Origin of the sequence: Nocardia coffeae, assembly GCF_019890715.1 — a bacterium.
Taxonomy (GTDB): domain Bacteria; phylum Actinomycetota; class Actinomycetes; order Mycobacteriales; family Mycobacteriaceae; genus Nocardia; species Nocardia jiangxiensis.
Genome location: NZ_JAINZY010000010.1, coordinates 113,470 through 129,366, shown reverse-complemented (window position 1 = coordinate 129,366; position 15,897 = coordinate 113,470). Strand labels below are relative to the sequence as shown.

General features: G+C 66.4%; 17 protein-coding genes. 5 read left to right on the top strand and 12 right to left on the bottom strand.

The features are described 5' to 3' along the window. Positions 1-226: 226 nt before the first annotated feature. Entirely contained in the window at positions 227-1,027 is an 801-nt protein-coding gene (locus tag K7711_RS31070) for an enoyl-CoA hydratase/isomerase family protein (protein WP_308015033.1), read from the top strand. On the opposite strand, the gene K7711_RS31065 is transcribed toward K7711_RS31070, so the two are convergent. The 3 genes from K7711_RS31065 to K7711_RS31055 form a co-directional block, all read right to left on the bottom strand. After that, positions 1,014-2,192, bottom strand: coding sequence for a diiron oxygenase (locus K7711_RS31065; RefSeq protein ID WP_268929529.1), 1,179 nt, complete (start codon positions 2,190-2,192; stop codon positions 1,014-1,016). The genes K7711_RS31070 and K7711_RS31065 overlap by 14 nt on opposite strands. 107 nt (positions 2,193-2,299) lie before the next feature. Next, positions 2,300-2,992 carry a TetR/AcrR family transcriptional regulator gene (locus K7711_RS31060; protein WP_222973526.1) on the bottom strand — a complete coding sequence of 231 codons (693 nt, stop codon included), beginning with the start codon at positions 2,990-2,992 and terminating at the stop codon, positions 2,300-2,302. Between the two features lie 97 nt (positions 2,993-3,089). After that, a complete protein-coding gene (locus K7711_RS31055) occupies positions 3,090-4,127 on the bottom strand; it encodes a cyclase family protein (protein ID WP_308015032.1) in 1,038 nt (345 codons plus the stop codon). 102 nt (positions 4,128-4,229) lie between these two features. On the opposite strand from K7711_RS31055, the gene K7711_RS31050 reads away from it, so the two are divergent. From K7711_RS31050 to K7711_RS31040, 3 genes are all read left to right on the top strand, one after another. Next, the gene (locus K7711_RS31050; RefSeq protein ID WP_222973518.1) at positions 4,230-4,634 is read left to right on the top strand and encodes a nuclear transport factor 2 family protein; all 405 of its coding nucleotides are present in this window, start codon (positions 4,230-4,232) and stop codon (positions 4,632-4,634) included. Positions 4,635-4,649: 15 nt separating this feature from the next. After that, positions 4,650-5,048, top strand: a complete 399-nt coding sequence (locus K7711_RS31045; RefSeq protein WP_222973516.1) for a nuclear transport factor 2 family protein — start codon at positions 4,650-4,652, stop codon at positions 5,046-5,048. A 201-nt stretch (positions 5,049-5,249) separates the two neighbouring features. Next, positions 5,250-5,987 carry an SDR family oxidoreductase gene (locus K7711_RS31040; protein WP_222973514.1) on the top strand — a complete coding sequence of 246 codons (738 nt, stop codon included), beginning with the start codon at positions 5,250-5,252 and terminating at the stop codon, positions 5,985-5,987. 145 nt (positions 5,988-6,132) lie between these two features. On the opposite strand, the gene K7711_RS31035 is transcribed toward K7711_RS31040, so the two are convergent. The 8 genes from K7711_RS31035 to K7711_RS31000 form a co-directional block, all read right to left on the bottom strand. Next, the gene (locus tag K7711_RS31035) at positions 6,133-7,101 is read right to left on the bottom strand and encodes a zinc-binding dehydrogenase (protein ID WP_222973512.1); all 969 of its coding nucleotides are present in this window, start codon (positions 7,099-7,101) and stop codon (positions 6,133-6,135) included. Continuing rightward, positions 7,095-7,460 (bottom strand): EthD domain-containing protein, encoded by a 366-nt coding sequence (locus K7711_RS31030; RefSeq protein WP_222973510.1) that lies wholly within the window; start codon positions 7,458-7,460, stop codon positions 7,095-7,097. Before K7711_RS31030 ends, K7711_RS31035 begins: the two co-directional genes overlap by 7 nt. A gap of 67 nt (positions 7,461-7,527) precedes the next feature. Continuing rightward, positions 7,528-7,722, bottom strand: coding sequence for a ferredoxin (locus K7711_RS31025; RefSeq protein WP_222973508.1), 195 nt, complete (start codon positions 7,720-7,722; stop codon positions 7,528-7,530). 18 nt (positions 7,723-7,740) lie between these two features. Beyond that, positions 7,741-8,931 carry an NAD(P)/FAD-dependent oxidoreductase gene (locus K7711_RS31020; protein ID WP_222973506.1) on the bottom strand — a complete coding sequence of 397 codons (1,191 nt, stop codon included), beginning with the start codon at positions 8,929-8,931 and terminating at the stop codon, positions 7,741-7,743. Between the two features lie 108 nt (positions 8,932-9,039). Next, positions 9,040-10,560 (bottom strand): acyl-CoA synthetase, encoded by a 1,521-nt coding sequence (locus K7711_RS31015; protein ID WP_222973504.1) that lies wholly within the window; start codon positions 10,558-10,560, stop codon positions 9,040-9,042. A gap of 108 nt (positions 10,561-10,668) precedes the next feature. After that, positions 10,669-11,418 (bottom strand): SDR family NAD(P)-dependent oxidoreductase, encoded by a 750-nt coding sequence (locus K7711_RS31010; RefSeq protein WP_222973502.1) that lies wholly within the window; start codon positions 11,416-11,418, stop codon positions 10,669-10,671. A 114-nt stretch (positions 11,419-11,532) separates the two neighbouring features. Next, on the bottom strand, positions 11,533-12,192 hold the full coding sequence (locus K7711_RS31005; protein WP_222973500.1) for a TetR/AcrR family transcriptional regulator: 660 nt from the start codon (positions 12,190-12,192) through the stop codon (positions 11,533-11,535). Positions 12,193-12,287: 95 nt separating this feature from the next. Continuing rightward, entirely contained in the window at positions 12,288-14,279 is a 1,992-nt protein-coding gene (locus tag K7711_RS31000) for an alpha-ketoacid dehydrogenase subunit alpha/beta (protein WP_222973498.1), read from the bottom strand. 138 nt (positions 14,280-14,417) lie between these two features. On the opposite strand from K7711_RS31000, the gene K7711_RS30995 reads away from it, so the two are divergent. Then, positions 14,418-15,584, top strand: coding sequence for an acyl-CoA dehydrogenase family protein (locus tag K7711_RS30995; RefSeq protein WP_222973491.1), 1,167 nt, complete (start codon positions 14,418-14,420; stop codon positions 15,582-15,584). A 6-nt stretch (positions 15,585-15,590) separates the two neighbouring features. On the opposite strand, the gene K7711_RS30990 is transcribed toward K7711_RS30995, so the two are convergent. Beyond that, positions 15,591-15,794, bottom strand: a complete 204-nt coding sequence (locus tag K7711_RS30990) for a hypothetical protein (protein WP_222973489.1) — start codon at positions 15,792-15,794, stop codon at positions 15,591-15,593. Positions 15,795-15,897: the final 103 nt, after the last annotated feature.

The following is a 15,897-nucleotide window of genomic DNA, read 5'->3' as shown; positions in this document are numbered from 1 at the left end:
ATCGGGGGGCAACCCCCGGCAACGCAGCTCCCGAATATCGTGGCGGCACAACCCATCACGATGTCGGCGATCCCGGCGGTTCGAGAATACCGGGATTGCCGCGCACCCTTCCCCGCCCGCCGGACTCCGCCTCCGGAACAGCGTCGACCAACTCATCCAGCGGGGCACACCTTACTTCGACCGATCGGTACACTAAAGTCGGGCGGAACCCGATCGGAGGCACGAAGTGACCAGCGAGAGCACATCCGCAGCGGTGCGGATCGAACCCCATCCCGACGAGTCGCGACTGGGCATCCTGCATATCGACCGCCCGCCGGTGAACGCCCTGGATCAGCGGATGTGGGATCTGCTCGAGACGCACGCGCGATCCCTGCACGGCGAGACCGCCTACTCCGCGATCGTCATCACCGGCGACGGCAAGCATTTCGCGGCGGGCGCGGATGTGAAGGAAATGGTCGACCTGAGCACCGATGCGTTCGATCGGCGGAACCGGGTGTTGCAGAACGCCTTTCACCTGCTGGCCACCGCACCACAGATCACTGTCGCCGCGATCCGCGGCTACGCGCTCGGCGGCGGATGCGAGCTGGCACTGGCCGCCGATTTCCGCATCGCGGGCGAGGGCGCAACCTTCGGACTACCCGAGACCACCCTCGGCATCATACCGGGATCCGGTGGTACCCAACGTCTTTCCCGCACCATCGGCGTAGCCCGCGCCAAGGACCTCGTCCTGTCCGGCCGCTTCGTGGACGCCGCGGAGGCACTGAACATCGGCCTGGTGGATCAGGTGGTTCCCGACGCCGACGTCCTGGATACCGCGATCGAGCGAGCGCTCGAGTACGCCCGCGGCCCGATCGCGCTACGCTACGCCAAACAGGCCATCGACGAGGGCTTCGACCTCCCGATCGAGCAGGGCCTGGCCTTGGAGGCCGACCTGATCACCCGCTGCTTCGCCACCGAGGACGGGCGGCACGGACTGCACAGCTTCCTCACCGACGGTCCCCGCAAGGCCCGATTCAACGGCCGCTGACCTCGGCCGTCATATCCGCCACGATCTTGTCGACGGTTTCCGCAGCGCATCGTCGGTTGTCCCCGAGGCCCCCCTTCGCGCCCCGCTTGGCCCAGCCGACCACGTACAACCCGGCCACCGGCACGCCACTGTCCGGGCAGACCACCCGCCCGCCGCCGTTCGATACGACCCCGTCCGGGCGCATCGGCACGCCGTCGAGCACCGCGGCGGTGAAACCCATGGCGCACACCACCGAATCCGCCGCGAACACCCGGCCGGTAGCGGTGAGCACTCGCACTCCCGAACCGGTGGGGCAACACGCGGTCACCTCGTTCCCGAAGGACAAGGTCACCGTGGTGCGCCCGGCGATCTCATCGGCGACGCGGTCGGAAAGCAAGCGCCGCAACGGCTCCGGAAGGAGTTCCGCGCCGCGATCCACTACCGGCACCGCGCCCAGTTCGGCGAGTTCGTGGAGCGCCGACGCGGTGAACGAGGGCCGGCCCGGAGCCGATCGGGAAATCACCCGGATCCGCGTGATCGACTCTCCGGCAACGGTTTCGACACGGCCGCGCACCATACTCGCCACGACGTCCAGCCGCGTCACGGAATTGAGCAATCCCTCTTTGTCCAGGAAGACGATCAGGGGCTCGGCCGCGCGCCGGAACATCAGCCGATGATGCTCGTTGCGATCGATATCCCGCCGGACCGCTGCCCAATCCAATTCGGCCTCGCGATACAGCGCGGGATTCACCAGACCTTTGGCGATGAGATGCGCACCGATGGCGATGACCAGCATGCTGAGCACGCGCCTGAGTCGGCTCGCACGAAACAGCCGCTCCCGCAGCTTCTCCCGCGCGAAGGCCATATGCCGCGACTCTTCGACGACATGTACGTAGGAGGTTCGTCTGATCGGTTCGGCGACGCGGTCGTCGATCATCCAATCGCGTTGCATGACATCGAACATCTGCTCGCCCACCAGCACGATCCCGTAGGCGACCTCGTCCCACGCGAAGGTCCGGAACAGCCAGCCGAGAAAGGCCATGGAGCGATCGAGCCGGTAGTACCGCACCCCCAGACTTTCCAGGGCGTTGACGAACATCAGTGAATGCATGTTCTCGTCGGCACATTCGTTGAAGAGGAACTTCACGTCCGGCCGCATGGGATCCACGGTGTGATGCCGACGCAGCAGCGCGACCGATACCAGACTGGAGATCGCTCCAGGGCTCCCATCTCATCGAACGGAAGCACGCATCGTCGCAGGTCCGTGAACCGGCGCCACGGCTCCGGCCACACTCAGTGGTCGAGCCCCTTGTCCACCAGCACACCGAGCACGGAACGTCCGTGGGCCAATTCGGCCTCGAACGCGTCCGGATCGATCGGCTCGGCGAGAATGCCGTTCAGGAACAACTCGCAGTAGAAACCGGCGAGTTCGGCGACCGTCAGCCCCTTGCGGCGATCGAGCCACTGGTAGGTGTAGTTGTGCAGGTTCAGGAAGGTGAGCATCGCCAGCTCCAGATCCCGAACCCGCAGTGCGCCCGCACGTTCGCCGTCGGCGAGCACCGACAGAATCTGCGATTCGAAGTATCGTCGCTTGCCCCGGAACCGGACCCGATGCTCACCGCGCAACTGGCGATATTCGTGCAGGAACACCCGGACATGGTCCTGGCGGTGCACGATCTGGCGCAGCAGCGATTCCGACAGCAACCGCAGCCGGGCCTGAAAACCTATGTCCGCGTGCACGATCGCGGACGCCTCGGTGAGCAGCGGATCCATGACCAGGTCGTGGATCTCGGCGAGCAGCGCCTCCTTCGAACCGATGTAGTAGTAGAGCGCGCCGCGGGCCAGCCCGGCGGCCTCGCCGATATCCGCGACTCCCGTACTCGCATAACCATTTCGGGAGAACAGCTCGACCGCGACGTTCACCACCTGTTCGCGCTTGCGGTAGTAGCGCGCGGTCTTACCCCGCTCGGTTCGCGTTGCCGACATGATCCCGTTCCCCTCGCCATCCGTCATCGTCCCGTTCGGGGTGCGGCGATACCTCACCCACCCCGAACGGGCCCTCACCCGACCCTCGTACCAGTACTCAGACGGTCGCGACCGGCGTGAGCGGACTGCCCATCGTCCCGGGCAGCCGCAGCGGCGGCGCGGTGAGCAGGAACCGATTCCGGCCGTGCTCGCGCAGCCAGCTCGCCAGATCCGAGGTGTACCAGAGCTCACCGAGCGGAACGCCGAGCTTGAACAGGCACAGGTGGTGGATCGGCAGCAGCGTGTGCGGCTCCTCGTCGGGTCCGGGCCATCCCTCCACGGCGTAGTTGTCCGAGATGAGCGCGGAGATCTGCGATTCGTCGATCCACCGCAGCAGGGACTCGTCCTCGGCGTCCAGGTACGGGAACATCGCCTGGATCTCGGGTCCCGGGTTCTTCTCCCAGGCCATGATCTGATCGCAGAAGCCGGTGTGGAAGACGAGCATGTCGCCCGGCTCCACGACGACGTTCTGCTCGTCCATGAAGCCCTGCAACATCTTCAGGTTCACCGGCTGCCAGTCCTTGCCCAACCGGGAGACGTCCACGAGCACGCCGCGGCCCTGCACACCGTGCGCGGCCATATGCTCGAGACCCAGGTTCTTGGCGAACGCGACGCTGCCGCTGCCGTCTCCCTTGGCGTCCTCCTGCGGCCCGACGATCTCGACACCGGGCCGGAATCCGTTGTAGTACACCGGTTCCGCGACACCGTCACCGTCCGCGTCGAACAGTGCGCCCTGATGCGCCAGACCGTCCCACTGCGTCGAGTACTGCAGCCACAACGTCACCATGTCATCGCTCCACAGATCGATGAACGTCGGATCGATCTTGTCCTTGGCGATCACGTTGTAGAACGTGTCCTGATTGTGCTGCAGGTCCTCGGTCGGCCGCAGGATCGGCGGGTAGCGCCGCTGGTTCATGGCGCTGCCGCCCGGGTAGTCCAGCGGCAGGCTCAGGCTGAAGCTGATTCCGTGCTCGACCTCGCGAACACCCTGCAGCACCTTCTCCGGCGTCAGCAGGTTGATCCGGCCCAGCTGATCGTCCTCGCCCCAGTCACCCCAGGTCGATCCCGGTGGCCGCTGCTTCCATCGCTTCGTCACGGGTGGTCCTCCTTCTGTCAAACAGTCCGCATCGACTGAGGTCCCCATGCTATTTTGCATTGTACCGATCGGTCAACGAAATGAACTAATCAGGAGAAAACGATGAGCCAACCAACGGCTGCGGAGGTCGCCGCCGGGATACGCGCCACGATCGGCGCGCACACCCAGGCGCAGGATGCGGGCAGGGTCGACGATGTCGTCGCGCAGTACACCCCGGACGGCGTACTCGAGGTTCCCGGACAGGAGCCGCTGCGCGGGCACGAGGCCATCCGCGCCGCCTTCGAGGGGTGGGCGTCGCAGATGACGGGACCCTCCCGGCATTTCATCGCCAATACCGTCGTCACCTCGTGGAGCGAGGAGGAAGCCACCGCCGAGAGCGATGCGGCCCTGTTCGCCCGCGGCGAATCCGGTTGGGGCGTACAGCTTGTCGGCCATTACGAGGACACCCTGCGGCTACGCGACGGCGTGTGGCAGTTCCAGCACCGCAAGACCACCTACCTGACCTGATCCAGGAGAGACACGATGAACGCAACCACCCCGGCCGAAGTCGCCCACGGCGTGCACACCGCGATCGCCTCGTACACCCAGGCCCTGGACGCGGGCCGCACCGACGACATCGTCGCGCTGTTCAGCGCCGACGGCAGCAGCGAGATCGCCGGTGTCGGCGTCTTCGAGGGGCACGAGGCACTTCGTGCCGCCTACGCCGGAATGATTCCGACCGCGCCGCAGCGGCACATGACGGCCAACACCGTGATCACCTCCCGGAGCGCCGACGAGGCGGCGGCCACCAGTGATCTGGTCTTCCTCCTGCGCGGCGAGAACGGCTGGGCCGTCCAGCTCCTCGGGCGTTACGAGGATCTGCTGGTCCGCGACGGGCAGACCTGGCTGTTCCGGAGCCGGAAACTGTCCCTCACGATGTGAGCGCATCGACTCGATAGTCGGCCGAGCCACCACCCGGCGATGGCCTCGACGGAATCCGTTCCGGCGAGGCCACTTTCGGATACCGGCGTCATACGGCCGGGCGTCTCGTCACATTCGTCATTGATTGTATCGACCGGTTGTTCTAAAATTGAGCCTGCTTAACCGCCGCGATCCGCCGACGGTCGTCGAGAAGGAGTGATCATGACACTACGAGGCAGGAATGCCGTCGTCACCGGCGGCGGTCGCGGCATCGGCGCCGCCATCGCGTCCGTGCTCGCAGAGAAAGGCGCGGCGGTCGCGGTGTGGGATCTGGATGCCGAAAGCGCGGAGAAGACGGTGGCAGCCATTCAGGCCGCGGGTGGCACGGCCGTCGCCGTGGTAGGCGACGCCGCCGACCTCGATGCCGTCGCCGATGCCGCCTCGCTGACCCAGAGCGAGCTCGGCCCTGTCACGATCCTGGTCAACAACGCGGGAATCAACGCGGTCGAACCTTTTCCGATCATGAGCGAGGACGCCTGGGACCGGATGATCCGGATCAATCTGAAGGGCCCGTTCCTGGTCACCCGAGAGTTCGTCTCCGACATGCTGGCCGAGGGCTGGGGCCGGATCATCAACATCTCCTCGTCCTCGGCGCAAACCGGCGCACCCGGCATGGCCCACTACGCCGCCTCCAAGGGCGGGGTCATCGGCCTTACTCGAGCGCTGGCGATGGAATTCGCCACCAAGGGAATCACCGTCAACCACGTGCCCCCGGGTTTCATCGACACCCCGTTGACCCGCGCCACGGTGAACGTCGGCGCGGTCGCCTCCGCGATGCCGATGCGGCGGGCCGGTAGCCCGGAGGACATCGCCCACGCGGTGGCCTATCTCGCCTCAGAGGAAGCTGGTTACGTCACCGGGACGACCTTGAGTGTGAACGGCGGACGCTATCTGCTCTGAGTGGCATCCGCCCCGAGTGCTGTGCTCGGGGCGCAATGCTGTGCTCGGGGCCCGGCTTCCCGGATGTCCGCATCGCCGGCGAGTTACCGGTACACCGAAGTGCCGGGCGAGATTCGTTCTCGCCCGGCACTTTCCGAATCCGGCTCTACGGCTGCAGGACCACCTTGCCGAACAGCTCGCCGGCCAGCATCGATTCGAATGCGTCGCGAGCATCGGCCAAAGGCAGGACCGAGTGCACGGGCGGCTGAATATCGTTGTCCGCCACGAACTTCACCAGCTGTTCGAGATCATCGCGGGTTCCCATGGTCGTCCCGACGATCCGCAATTTCGCCATGTAGACGCGTTCGAGATCCAGCGGCGGATTACTGCCGGAGGTCATCCCGGCCACCACGATCGCACCGCCCGGACGAACCGCCTTGAGCGAGTGCGCCCAGGTTGCCGCACCGACCGTCTCGAGTACCGCATCGACCCGTTCGGGCAGCCGGACGCCCGGCTCGAACGCCTGATCCGCACCCAGTTCGACAGCCCGAGCGCGCTTTTCGGCGCTACGTCCGGTCACCCAGACCCGCACACCCGCCGCCCTGCCCAGCATGATCGCCGCCGTCGCGACCCCGCCCCCGGAGCCCTGCACCAGGACCGTACTGCCCGCGCTCGCACCGGCGAGCACGAACAGCATCCGGTACGCGGTCACCCAGGCCGTGGGCAGGCAGGCGGCCTGCTCGAAACTCAGCGACTCCGGTTTGGCGACCAGATTGCGGCGCGGAACGGCGACGCGTTCGGCGAAGGTGCCGTCCACCAGGTCGGACAGAATCGTCACGCCCGGGTCGAGGATCTCCTCCCCCGCCCAGTCCGGGTTGTTGATCAGCGCGTGGATGATCACCTCGCAGCCTTCCGCGTCCACGCCCGCGGCATCGCAGCCCAGCACCCGCGGCAGCGGCGCGCCCTTGGGGGTGCCGACGCCCCGCAACGACCAGATGTCGTGGTGATTGAGCGATGCCGCGCGCACCCGCACGACGGTCCAGCCCTCGGGCGCGACCGGGTCGGGATGCTCGCCGACGCGCAGGCACGACAGTGGATTCGACGCGTCCACACCGGTGATCGTGGCGGCTAGCATCGCGCACCCAGTTCGGTCGGCCGCACCTCGGTCACGAGGATCACCCGTTCACCGACATCCATGAAATTCTCCTCGTCGACACGCAATGCCGCGCCACCCTCGCCTCGATACCACTCGCCCCAGATCCGCAGTCCGGCAAGATCTTCGAACTCGAACTCGGTCACACAGTCGTAGGCCGGATCGGTATTTCCGCGACCGATGCGCACCGCGTGATCCTGTCGGTAGTTCTTGATCGCCGCCGCCACGTGTGCGGGAAGGATGCGCGCCGCCAGCGGCGCGTGCTCGTATTCGTAGTATCTGCCGAATTCCTCGGCGCTGACATCCGGACGGCGTTTGATCAGCACGATCATCTTGATCATGGTTAACTCCCTCACCGGATCATCGACACAGCGTCGATCTCGTTGTGCCGGTTCCGGTTCCGTGCGCCTATTCCTCGATGCGGATGGCCAGCGCGGGACATACCGCCGCCGCTTGCCGGACATCGTCGGCGAGTTCGGCGGGCGGATGCTCGTTCAGCAGCACCACGATCCCGTCTTCGTCGCGCTGGTCGAATACCTCCGCCGCGGCGGCGACGCACTGTCCGGCCGCAACGCACTTCTCTTCGTCGATAACGACTTTCATCTCATACTCCTGTCGGATTCAGCTGATCGGGCTGGGGGTGAACAGCGCGTCGAGGATCTCCTGTCGGCGCAGCCGGGTCTGTTTGGGCATATTCCAGCCGAGGACGCCGGTCACCAGGCCATCGGTGCGGTACACCGCGACGAAACGTCGCGCCGCCACCTCACCCTCCACGACCTGCACCTCCGCCTCGGGCCGCAGCACGCCGTGCACCTGGAGCTTCGCGTCGAACTGATCGGTCCAGAAGTACGGCACCGGGACGTACGGACGGTCCGAACCCAGAATGGTCTCGGCGACGGCCGCGGCCTGTTCGGTGGCATTGGTACGGTTCTCCAGCCGGATCAGCCCGAACTTCTCGTGCTCCCAGCGCGCGACGTCGCCGACTGCGTACACGCCGTCGGCGGCGCGGCAGCGCGCATCGCACACCACGCCGTTGTCCAGCCGAATCCCGCTGTCCTGCAACCATTGCGTGCACGGGATCGCGCCGATGGCGACGACCACCAGATCGGCGGGCAACTCCTCACCGCTCGCCAACCGCACGCCGGTGACCCGGCCCTCGCGCCCCAGAAGCTCGCTCACGCCCGTACCAAGCCGCAGCCGCACACCCCGTTCGGTGTGCAGTTCGCCGAGCACGCCCGCGACGAGCGGGCCGACCTGCATCGCCATCGGCGCGGACAGTGGTCCGGCGATGGTGACCTCGGCACCGAGAGTTCGTGCGGTAGCGGCGATCTCGGCACCCAGTACGCCTTCGCCGACCACCACCAGACGGGCGCCCTCGCGCAGCGCGGCGCCCAGTGCGAGTGAGTCCTCCAGGGTGCGCATGACATGCACACCGGCCAGGTCAGGCTGTCCGGGCAGAGTGCGGGGTCGAACTCCGGTGGCGATCACGATCGCGTCCGCTCTCAGGGCGCGCCCGGATTGCGTGCGCACCGTGCGGGATTCGACATTCAGCGCCGTCGCGGCATCACCGAGCAGGAATTCCGCTCCCAGCGAGCGGATGTCCTCCGCGGAACGCAGCTGAGCCTTGTCGGACTCCCAGGCGCCCGAGAGCACCTGCTTGGACAGCGGCGGACGATCGTAGGGCATATGCCACTCGTCGCCGAGCACTGTGATCTGACCCTGATACCCCTTGCGCCGCAGAGATTCCACCGTGGACAGCCCGGCAGCGGATGCGCCGACCACCAGCACGTGCGCGCAGTCGGAATGACTCATGGACGACTCCTGTCTCGTTCTGCGGCATGCGCCTGAGGTCAATATTAGAACAATCGGTCGGTACAATCAAACCACTATGGATCGGCAACATCGTGCGCCCGACTCGGCTCAGGCTTCGCTGTCGCGCAGAGTGCGCTTGAGGACCTTCCCCGAGGGCGTGCGCGGCAGCGCATCGATGTAGCGGATCTCCGCGGGGACCTTGTATTTCGCCAGACGTTCCCGGCAGAACTCCTGCAGCGTCGCGGCATCGAGCGAACTTCCCGGACGCAGCACCACGAATGCCTTGGGCACCTCACCCCAGCGCGGGTGCGACATGCCGATCACGGCGGCCTCCAGCACGTCCGGATGCTCGTACAGCACCCGCTCGACCTCGGGAGTGGCAATGTTCTCACCGCCCGAGACGATCATGTCCTTCTTGCGGTCCTCGATGTAGAGGTAGCCGTCCTCGTCCAGCCTGCCGATGTCGCCGGTGTGGAACCAGCCCTCGCGCAGCGCTTTTCGAGTGGCCTCCGGATCGCGCCAGTATCCCGCCATCACCTTGGGGCCGCGCACGGCGACCTCACCCAGCTCGCCGGCCGGAACCGGTTCGCCGTTGTCGTCGAGTACGGCGATGCGCACGTGGGCCACCGGGCGCCCGACCGACCCGACCTTGGTCCGCATATGTGCCGGATCGTTCACGGTGTCGCCGGAAACCGTCTCGGTCAGACCGTACGCATCGGCGAACCATGCCTGCGGGAACGCCCGGCCGATGCGATCCAGCAGCGGAATCGGCATCTTCTCACCACCGCCGGTGATGAACCGGATCGACGAGGTGTCACGCCCGAGAATGTCCGGAAGTTGCAGCAGGGCATTCATCATCGACGGCGCGAGCCACACGTTGGTCGGCCGCAACGTCTCGATCGCCGTCATCACCGCTGCGGCGTCGAAGCGGCGCACCAGGCTCATCCGTCCACCGGCATGCAGCGTGGCCAGGCCCGGCAGATCCATCCCGCCGACGTGGTAGAGCGGACCGCAGACCAGGGTGTTGTCGGCGTCGGTCAGGCCGAATTCGAGGATGTGCGCGAGGTTCTTCCAGATCAGATTCGCATGCGAGATCATCACGCCCTTGGGCCGCGAGGTGGTGCCCGAGGTGTACATCAGCCGTTGCAGCGCATCGGGTTCGACATCCACGATCGGCGCGCTCGAACCGAGATTCGAGGTCAGCAGGCTCTCGTACCCGAGCCAACTCCCGTTCGCGCCATCGACACTGAGCTTGTGTCGCACAGCGGGCAGCTTCGGCGTCAGATCGTCCATACTGCCGATGAACTCGGCCTCGGTCAGGATCGCGGCCGCCTCGGAGTGTTCCAGGATGAACTGCCACTCCGCCGGCGAGAGCCGGTAGTTCAGTGGCAGTACGGCCGCCCCGATGCGGTTGGCCGCCAACATGATCTCGACGAACTCGAGCCGGTTGTAGAGCAGTACCGCGACGATGTCGCCCGCGCCCAGCCCCAGCTGTCGCAGGGCGACGGACAGGGCCTGGACGCGGACGGACAGTTCCGCGTGGGTGAGTTCACGATCGGCTTCGGACAGGGCGACCCTGCCGGCGTATCGGTGCGCGCTGCGATCCAGCACGGAGGCAAAGTTGAACATGCACGGCCTCGCTGTGGGGAGGAGAATCCTCGAAGTTTCATGTACCGATTAGCCTAATAAACTCTGGCGTGGCTCACAACCAGCAATCCACCCGAAACAGGTGGGCGCTCACGGCAGCGAGTAGCCGCCGTCCACCACCAGCGAATGCCCTGTGACCCAGGAGGATTCATCGCTGGCGAGATAGACGACCGCACCCGTGAGGTTTTCCGGAGAGCCCAGCCCCAGCGGATGCTTCGCCTCGATGGCCTGCATCGCCTCGGCGGGCAGCGTGTCGTGCAGGGCCGTCGGAAAGGTACCCGGGCACACCGCGTTCACCCGGATGCCCTCCTTGGCGTATTCCAGCGCGGCCACCCGGGTCAGATGGATCACGCCCGCCTTGGACGCACAATAGGGCGCGGCATACGACCACGCGGTCAGGCCGCTGACCGAGGCGATGTTCACGATCGACACCGGCGAGCGCTTCCGCATGGTGCGGGCCACCGCCCGGATCGCGTGAAAGGTTCCGGTCAGGTTGACCGAGACGGTGCGTTCGAAATCCTGCGTGGACAGGTTGTGGATGCGCGCGTTCGGGGACACGATGCCCGCGGTGTTCACCAGGCCGTCGAGCGTGCCGTACCGCTCGGCGGAGGCCGCGACCAGCGCGTCGAACTCGTCGCCGTCGGTGACATCGAGCCGTTCCGCCGATGCCGTCCCGCCCGAAGTTCCGATCTCGTCGGCAAGTGCCCGCACGCCCTCGACGTTCAGATCGGCCAGTACCAGGCCCGCCCCCTCCGCGGCACAGCTGCGAGCAACCGCCGAGCCGAGCGCTCCCCCGGCCCCGGTCACCAGAATCGTCTTGCCCTCGAGTCTCGAACCCATGATCGGCCTCTTTCGGATATCGGCGTCGATTGTTCGGGAAAAGTTATTCCGAACAATCGGTATAAGAAACCATACGCCGCAATCCTGTCAAGACTCGCCGCGAGATCGCTACCGCTATGCGGCCGGTGCGGTGCGGTACACCGCCACGCCCGCTTCCACTGCCGCCAGATCGCAAGCGCCCCCGGCAAATCCGCCGAACAGTGTGGCGCAATAGGTCGCGGACAGGAACTCCGCATCCCACTTCTGCCCCGGCTTGACCCACTGATAAGTGTGGTTGTGCATATTGAGGAACTGCAACGTGGCCAGGGTCGGATCGGATCTGCGGATCGAGCCCTCGTCCATGGCGGCGGTCAGCAGCGCACGCACCACCCCCTCGAAGGCTTGCCGCCGCTCCAGCATACGGGTGCGATTCTTACCTGTGAGCTGGCGATAGTCGTGCTCGTAGACCCAGATGTGGTCCAGTCGCGCGAAGATCATGCTCAGCAGTTCACCGGACAGCAGGCGCAGTTTCACCAGCGCCGGAGCCTCGGACTCCAGGATCCGCAGCGCGGCGTCGATGAGCGGGTTCAGCACCCGCTCCTGAATTTCGACGAGCAGATTCTCCTTGGAGCCGATGTAGTAGTACAGCGCCCCTTTCGCGAGGCCGACCTTGTCGCCGAGTTCGACGATCCCCGTGGCGGAATAACCTTTCCGCGCGAAGAGTTCCGCGGCGGTATCGATGATCTCCTGCCGCTTGACCTCGTAGGCGGGGCCGTGTCCGGGTGGGCGGGGCATCGGATCCTCTCTTTCGCCTGATTTGCGCCGAAAGTCTGATCATATACTGTACCGACCATTCGATCTAACATGTCGGCGCTGGTCAGAACCGCGTGTCAGGACCGCATATCGAAGGACTCCCGGATCGCCGCCTCGATGCGCTCCTGATCCGGCAGCCAGAGTTGCTCCAGAGCGGGCGTATACGGCGCGGGCGAGGTACCGGCGGTCACCCGGATCACCGGCGCGTCCAGATGCCAGAATCCCTCCCGCACGGCACGCGCCGCGATTTCGGCCCCGATCCCGAACTCCCCCACCGCCTGATGCACGACGACCAGGCGATTGGTCTTGCGCAGTGAGGCCAGTACCGTGTCGAAATCCAGCGGGCTGATCGTGCGCAGATCGATCACCTCGACCGACAACCCCTCTGCCGCAAGGCGTTCGGCGACCGCGAGACAGTCGTGGATCGGCTTCGAATAGGACACCACGGTCACATCGGTACCGGGACGGCGCACGATCGCCTTGCCCAGCGGAACGATGTGATCGGCCGGCGGCTGCGGCCCCTTCATGCCGTAGAGCAGGCGGTTCTCGATGAACACCACCGGGTTCGGGTCCTGGATCGCCGCGCGCAGCAGCCCGTAGGTGTCGGCGGGAGTCGAGGGCATCACCACCGTTAGCCCCGGAATGTGCGCCAGCAGCGCCTCGAGGCTCTGGGAATGCTGACTCCCCGAGGATTTCCCCGCGGCGAACTGGGTGCGCACCACCAGCGGGACGCTCACCGCGCCGCCGGTCATGAACCGCATCTTCGCCGCCTGATTCATCAGCTGGTCCAGGCAGACGCCGATGAAATCGAAGTACATCAGCTCGACCACCGGCTTGAATCCGGCCATGGCCGCGCCGACGGCGGTGCCCATGATGGCGCTCTCCGAGATCGGAGTGTCCCGCACGCGATCCGGAAAACGTTGTGCCAGACCGCGAGTCAGCGCGAAGACGTTGCCGCCCTTGCCGACGTCGATACCGGCCAGGAATACCGCCGGATCATCCTCGAGCTCCTTGGTCAGCGCGTTGGTGACCGCGTGCATGACCTTCCAGGTTCCGGTGTCCGGCACCGCGGGTTCGGGCAGCTCCGGACGCGGCGAGGTGACGTAGTCCGCGACCGTCTCCGGAGCCGGATACGGTGCGGCCGTCGCCTTCTCGATCGCGTCGGCGATCTCGGCCTCGACCTCGCTCTCGATGGCCGCGAGGTGATCGCCGAGTCCGCGCGCGCGCATGCCCGCGCCCAGGATCAGCAGCGGATCGCGCCGCTTCCACTCGTCGAGTTCGGTGGTGTCCCGGTAGTTCTCGGGATCGCCCTCGTAATGTCCGTGCCAGCGATAGGTGCTCGCCTCGACCAGGATCGGGCCCGCGCCGCCGCGCACCCGGGCGACGATCGCGCCCTGCAACTCCGCCACCGCGAGCACATCGTTGCCGTCCACCGCGTGGAACTCCACGCCGTAGCCGATCGCGCGCTCGCGCAGGCTCGCGCGGTGCTGGTCGGCGGCGGGTGAGAATTCCGAATAGCCGTTGTTCTCACACCAGAACACCACCGGCAGATTCCACACCGCGGCCAGGTTGACCGCTTCGTGGAAGACGCCCTGGGCTACCGCGCCGTCGCCGAAGAAGGCGACCACCACTCCCCCGGCGCGCCGCAACTGGGCCGCGGTGCCCGCACCGACAGCGATCGGCAGGCCCGCGCCCACGATGCCGTTCGCGCCGAAGATGCCCCGGCGAGGATCGGCGATGTGCATGGAACCGCCACGGCCCTTGCAGGTTCCGGTCTCCTTGCCCATCAGCTCGGCGAACATGCCCTCGACGTCCAGACCCTTGGCGATGCAGTGCCCGTGGCCGCGGTGCGTCGAGGTGACCACGTCGCGATCGTCCAGCGGCCAGCAGGCCCCGACGGCGGATGCCTCCTGCCCGATGGACAGGTGCAGGAAACCGGGTATCCGGCTGTCGGCGTACAGGCGCGCGGCCTGTTCCTCGAACCGCCGGATCCGGAACATCCTGCGGTACATCTCCGACAACGCCGCCGGACTCGTCGTATCCGGTGGGGTCAACGCTGCTGCGGTCATAGGTCTTCTGCCAATCGGTCACGGGAGTCGCGGGGCGCACCGCCGGTTGACGCGGCGCGCCGATAGAGTCAATATTATACCGATTGTTCTAAAGAACAAGGGTCACCGACGTGACCACCGACAGGACGGACCCCCGACATGGATCTAGACCTACCCGCCGAGGCGCTCGAGCTACAGAAGCTCTGCCGTGACTTCGCCGCGGCCGAGATCGAGCCGTACGCCGAATCCTGGTCGGAGGCAGAGCGATTCCCCGCCGAGGTATTCCTGAAGATGGGTGAGCTGGATCTGACCGGCCTGCTGATTCCGCAGGAGCACGGCGGCACCGCCGCCGGATATCTCTCCTACGTCGCGGCCATGGAGGCGATCGGCGCGGCCGATCAGTCCTTCGCCGCCTGCTGGAACGCGCACTCCACGATCGCCTCGCTCCCCCTGGCCGTCTTCGGCACCGACGAGCAGAAGCGACGATGGCTCACGCCGCTCGCACAGGGCACCCACATCGGCGCATTCGGATTGACCGAGCCCACCGCCGGATCCGATGCGAGCGGGATCCGCACCACTGCCCGCCGCGAGGGTGACGAGTGGGTGATCGACGGCACCAAGATGTTCATCACCAACGCGGGCACCGAGATCAGCCTCGGGGTCACCATTCTTGCGGTCACCGGCCGAAACGACGACGGCGCCAAGCGGTTCGGCACCTTCTTCATCCCGACCGGCACCCCCGGATATTCCGTGGGCGCACCGCTGCGGAAGATCGGCTGGCACGCCATGGACAGCCGCGAACTGATCTTCGAGAACTGCCGCATTCCCGCCGAGAACCTGATCGGCGAGGAGGGCAACGGGTTGCGGCAATTCCTCGACGTCCTCGATGCCGGGCGCATCAGCGTTGCGGCACTGGCACTTTCACTCGCGCAGGAGGCGTTGCGCCTGGCAACCGCACATGCCGCCGCGCGCGAGCAGTTCGGCAAACCGCTCTCGGCGTTCCAGGCGGTGCAGCACATGATCGCCGATATGGCCACCGAGGTCGAGGCCGCGCGTGCCCTGGTCTACCGGGCCGCCTGGCTGGCCGACAACGGCCGGCCCTTCGGCCAGGCGGCGGCCATGGCCAAGCTGTACGCCTCCGAGGCGGCCAACCGCGCCGCCGGTGCGAGCGTGCAGATCCACGGCGGCTACGGCTACATCCGCGAATCCAAGATCTCCCGACTCTACGCCGATGCCAAGGTCCTCGAGATCGGCGAGGGCACCAACGAGATCCAACGAAACGTCATCGCGCGCAACGTCCTTCGCGCAGTCCCGCACCGGGCGTAGTGCGGATCAGGCCGGGCGGGCCCGGCGCAGCCACAGCGCCGACCCCGCGCCCAGCGCGACCGCACCCATGCCCGCGCAGGTGACCACCTGCCCGATCCCGGCCGCACCGACGGCCTCGGCGACCGGGGCGAACCCGACGGCCAGGGCGACCGCGGCGTTGAACAGGAACAGGAACCAGAGCGTGGACTTCTTGGCGAGCAGCGATTTCATGACGGATCCTTCGGAATCGAGGTGGTGAATGTCTGCGGTGAACGATTCCGTTTTTCGCCTCGCACAACGAGGGAGCGCGATCCCGAGTCCGTGGTGTAGCGGG

What these genes read in the sequence shown, in the direction of transcription:
- K7711_RS30995 (WP_222973491.1), top strand. Translation starts at nt 14,418, where the DNA reads ATGGATCTAGACCTACCCGCCGAGGCGCTCGAGCTACAGAAGCTCTGC.
- K7711_RS31015 (WP_222973504.1), bottom strand. Translation starts at nt 10,560, where the DNA reads ATGTTCAACTTTGCCTCCGTGCTGGATCGCAGCGCGCACCGATACGCC.
- K7711_RS31040 (WP_222973514.1), top strand. Translation starts at nt 5,250, where the DNA reads ATGACACTACGAGGCAGGAATGCCGTCGTCACCGGCGGCGGTCGCGGC.
- K7711_RS31030 (WP_222973510.1), bottom strand. Translation starts at nt 7,460, where the DNA reads ATGATCAAGATGATCGTGCTGATCAAACGCCGTCCGGATGTCAGCGCC.
- K7711_RS30990 (WP_222973489.1), bottom strand. Translation starts at nt 15,794, where the DNA reads ATGAAATCGCTGCTCGCCAAGAAGTCCACGCTCTGGTTCCTGTTCCTG.
- K7711_RS31010 (WP_222973502.1), bottom strand. Translation starts at nt 11,418, where the DNA reads ATGGGTTCGAGACTCGAGGGCAAGACGATTCTGGTGACCGGGGCCGGG.
- K7711_RS31025 (WP_222973508.1), bottom strand. Translation starts at nt 7,722, where the DNA reads ATGAAAGTCGTTATCGACGAAGAGAAGTGCGTTGCGGCCGGACAGTGC.
- K7711_RS31035 (WP_222973512.1), bottom strand. Translation starts at nt 7,101, where the DNA reads ATGCTAGCCGCCACGATCACCGGTGTGGACGCGTCGAATCCACTGTCG.
- K7711_RS31005 (WP_222973500.1), bottom strand. Translation starts at nt 12,192, where the DNA reads ATGCCCCGCCCACCCGGACACGGCCCCGCCTACGAGGTCAAGCGGCAG.
- K7711_RS31000 (WP_222973498.1), bottom strand. Translation starts at nt 14,279, where the DNA reads ATGACCGCAGCAGCGTTGACCCCACCGGATACGACGAGTCCGGCGGCG.
- K7711_RS31020 (WP_222973506.1), bottom strand. Translation starts at nt 8,931, where the DNA reads ATGAGTCATTCCGACTGCGCGCACGTGCTGGTGGTCGGCGCATCCGCT.
- K7711_RS31050 (WP_222973518.1), top strand. Translation starts at nt 4,230, where the DNA reads ATGAGCCAACCAACGGCTGCGGAGGTCGCCGCCGGGATACGCGCCACG.
- K7711_RS31060 (WP_222973526.1), bottom strand. Translation starts at nt 2,992, where the DNA reads ATGTCGGCAACGCGAACCGAGCGGGGTAAGACCGCGCGCTACTACCGC.
- K7711_RS31045 (WP_222973516.1), top strand. Translation starts at nt 4,650, where the DNA reads ATGAACGCAACCACCCCGGCCGAAGTCGCCCACGGCGTGCACACCGCG.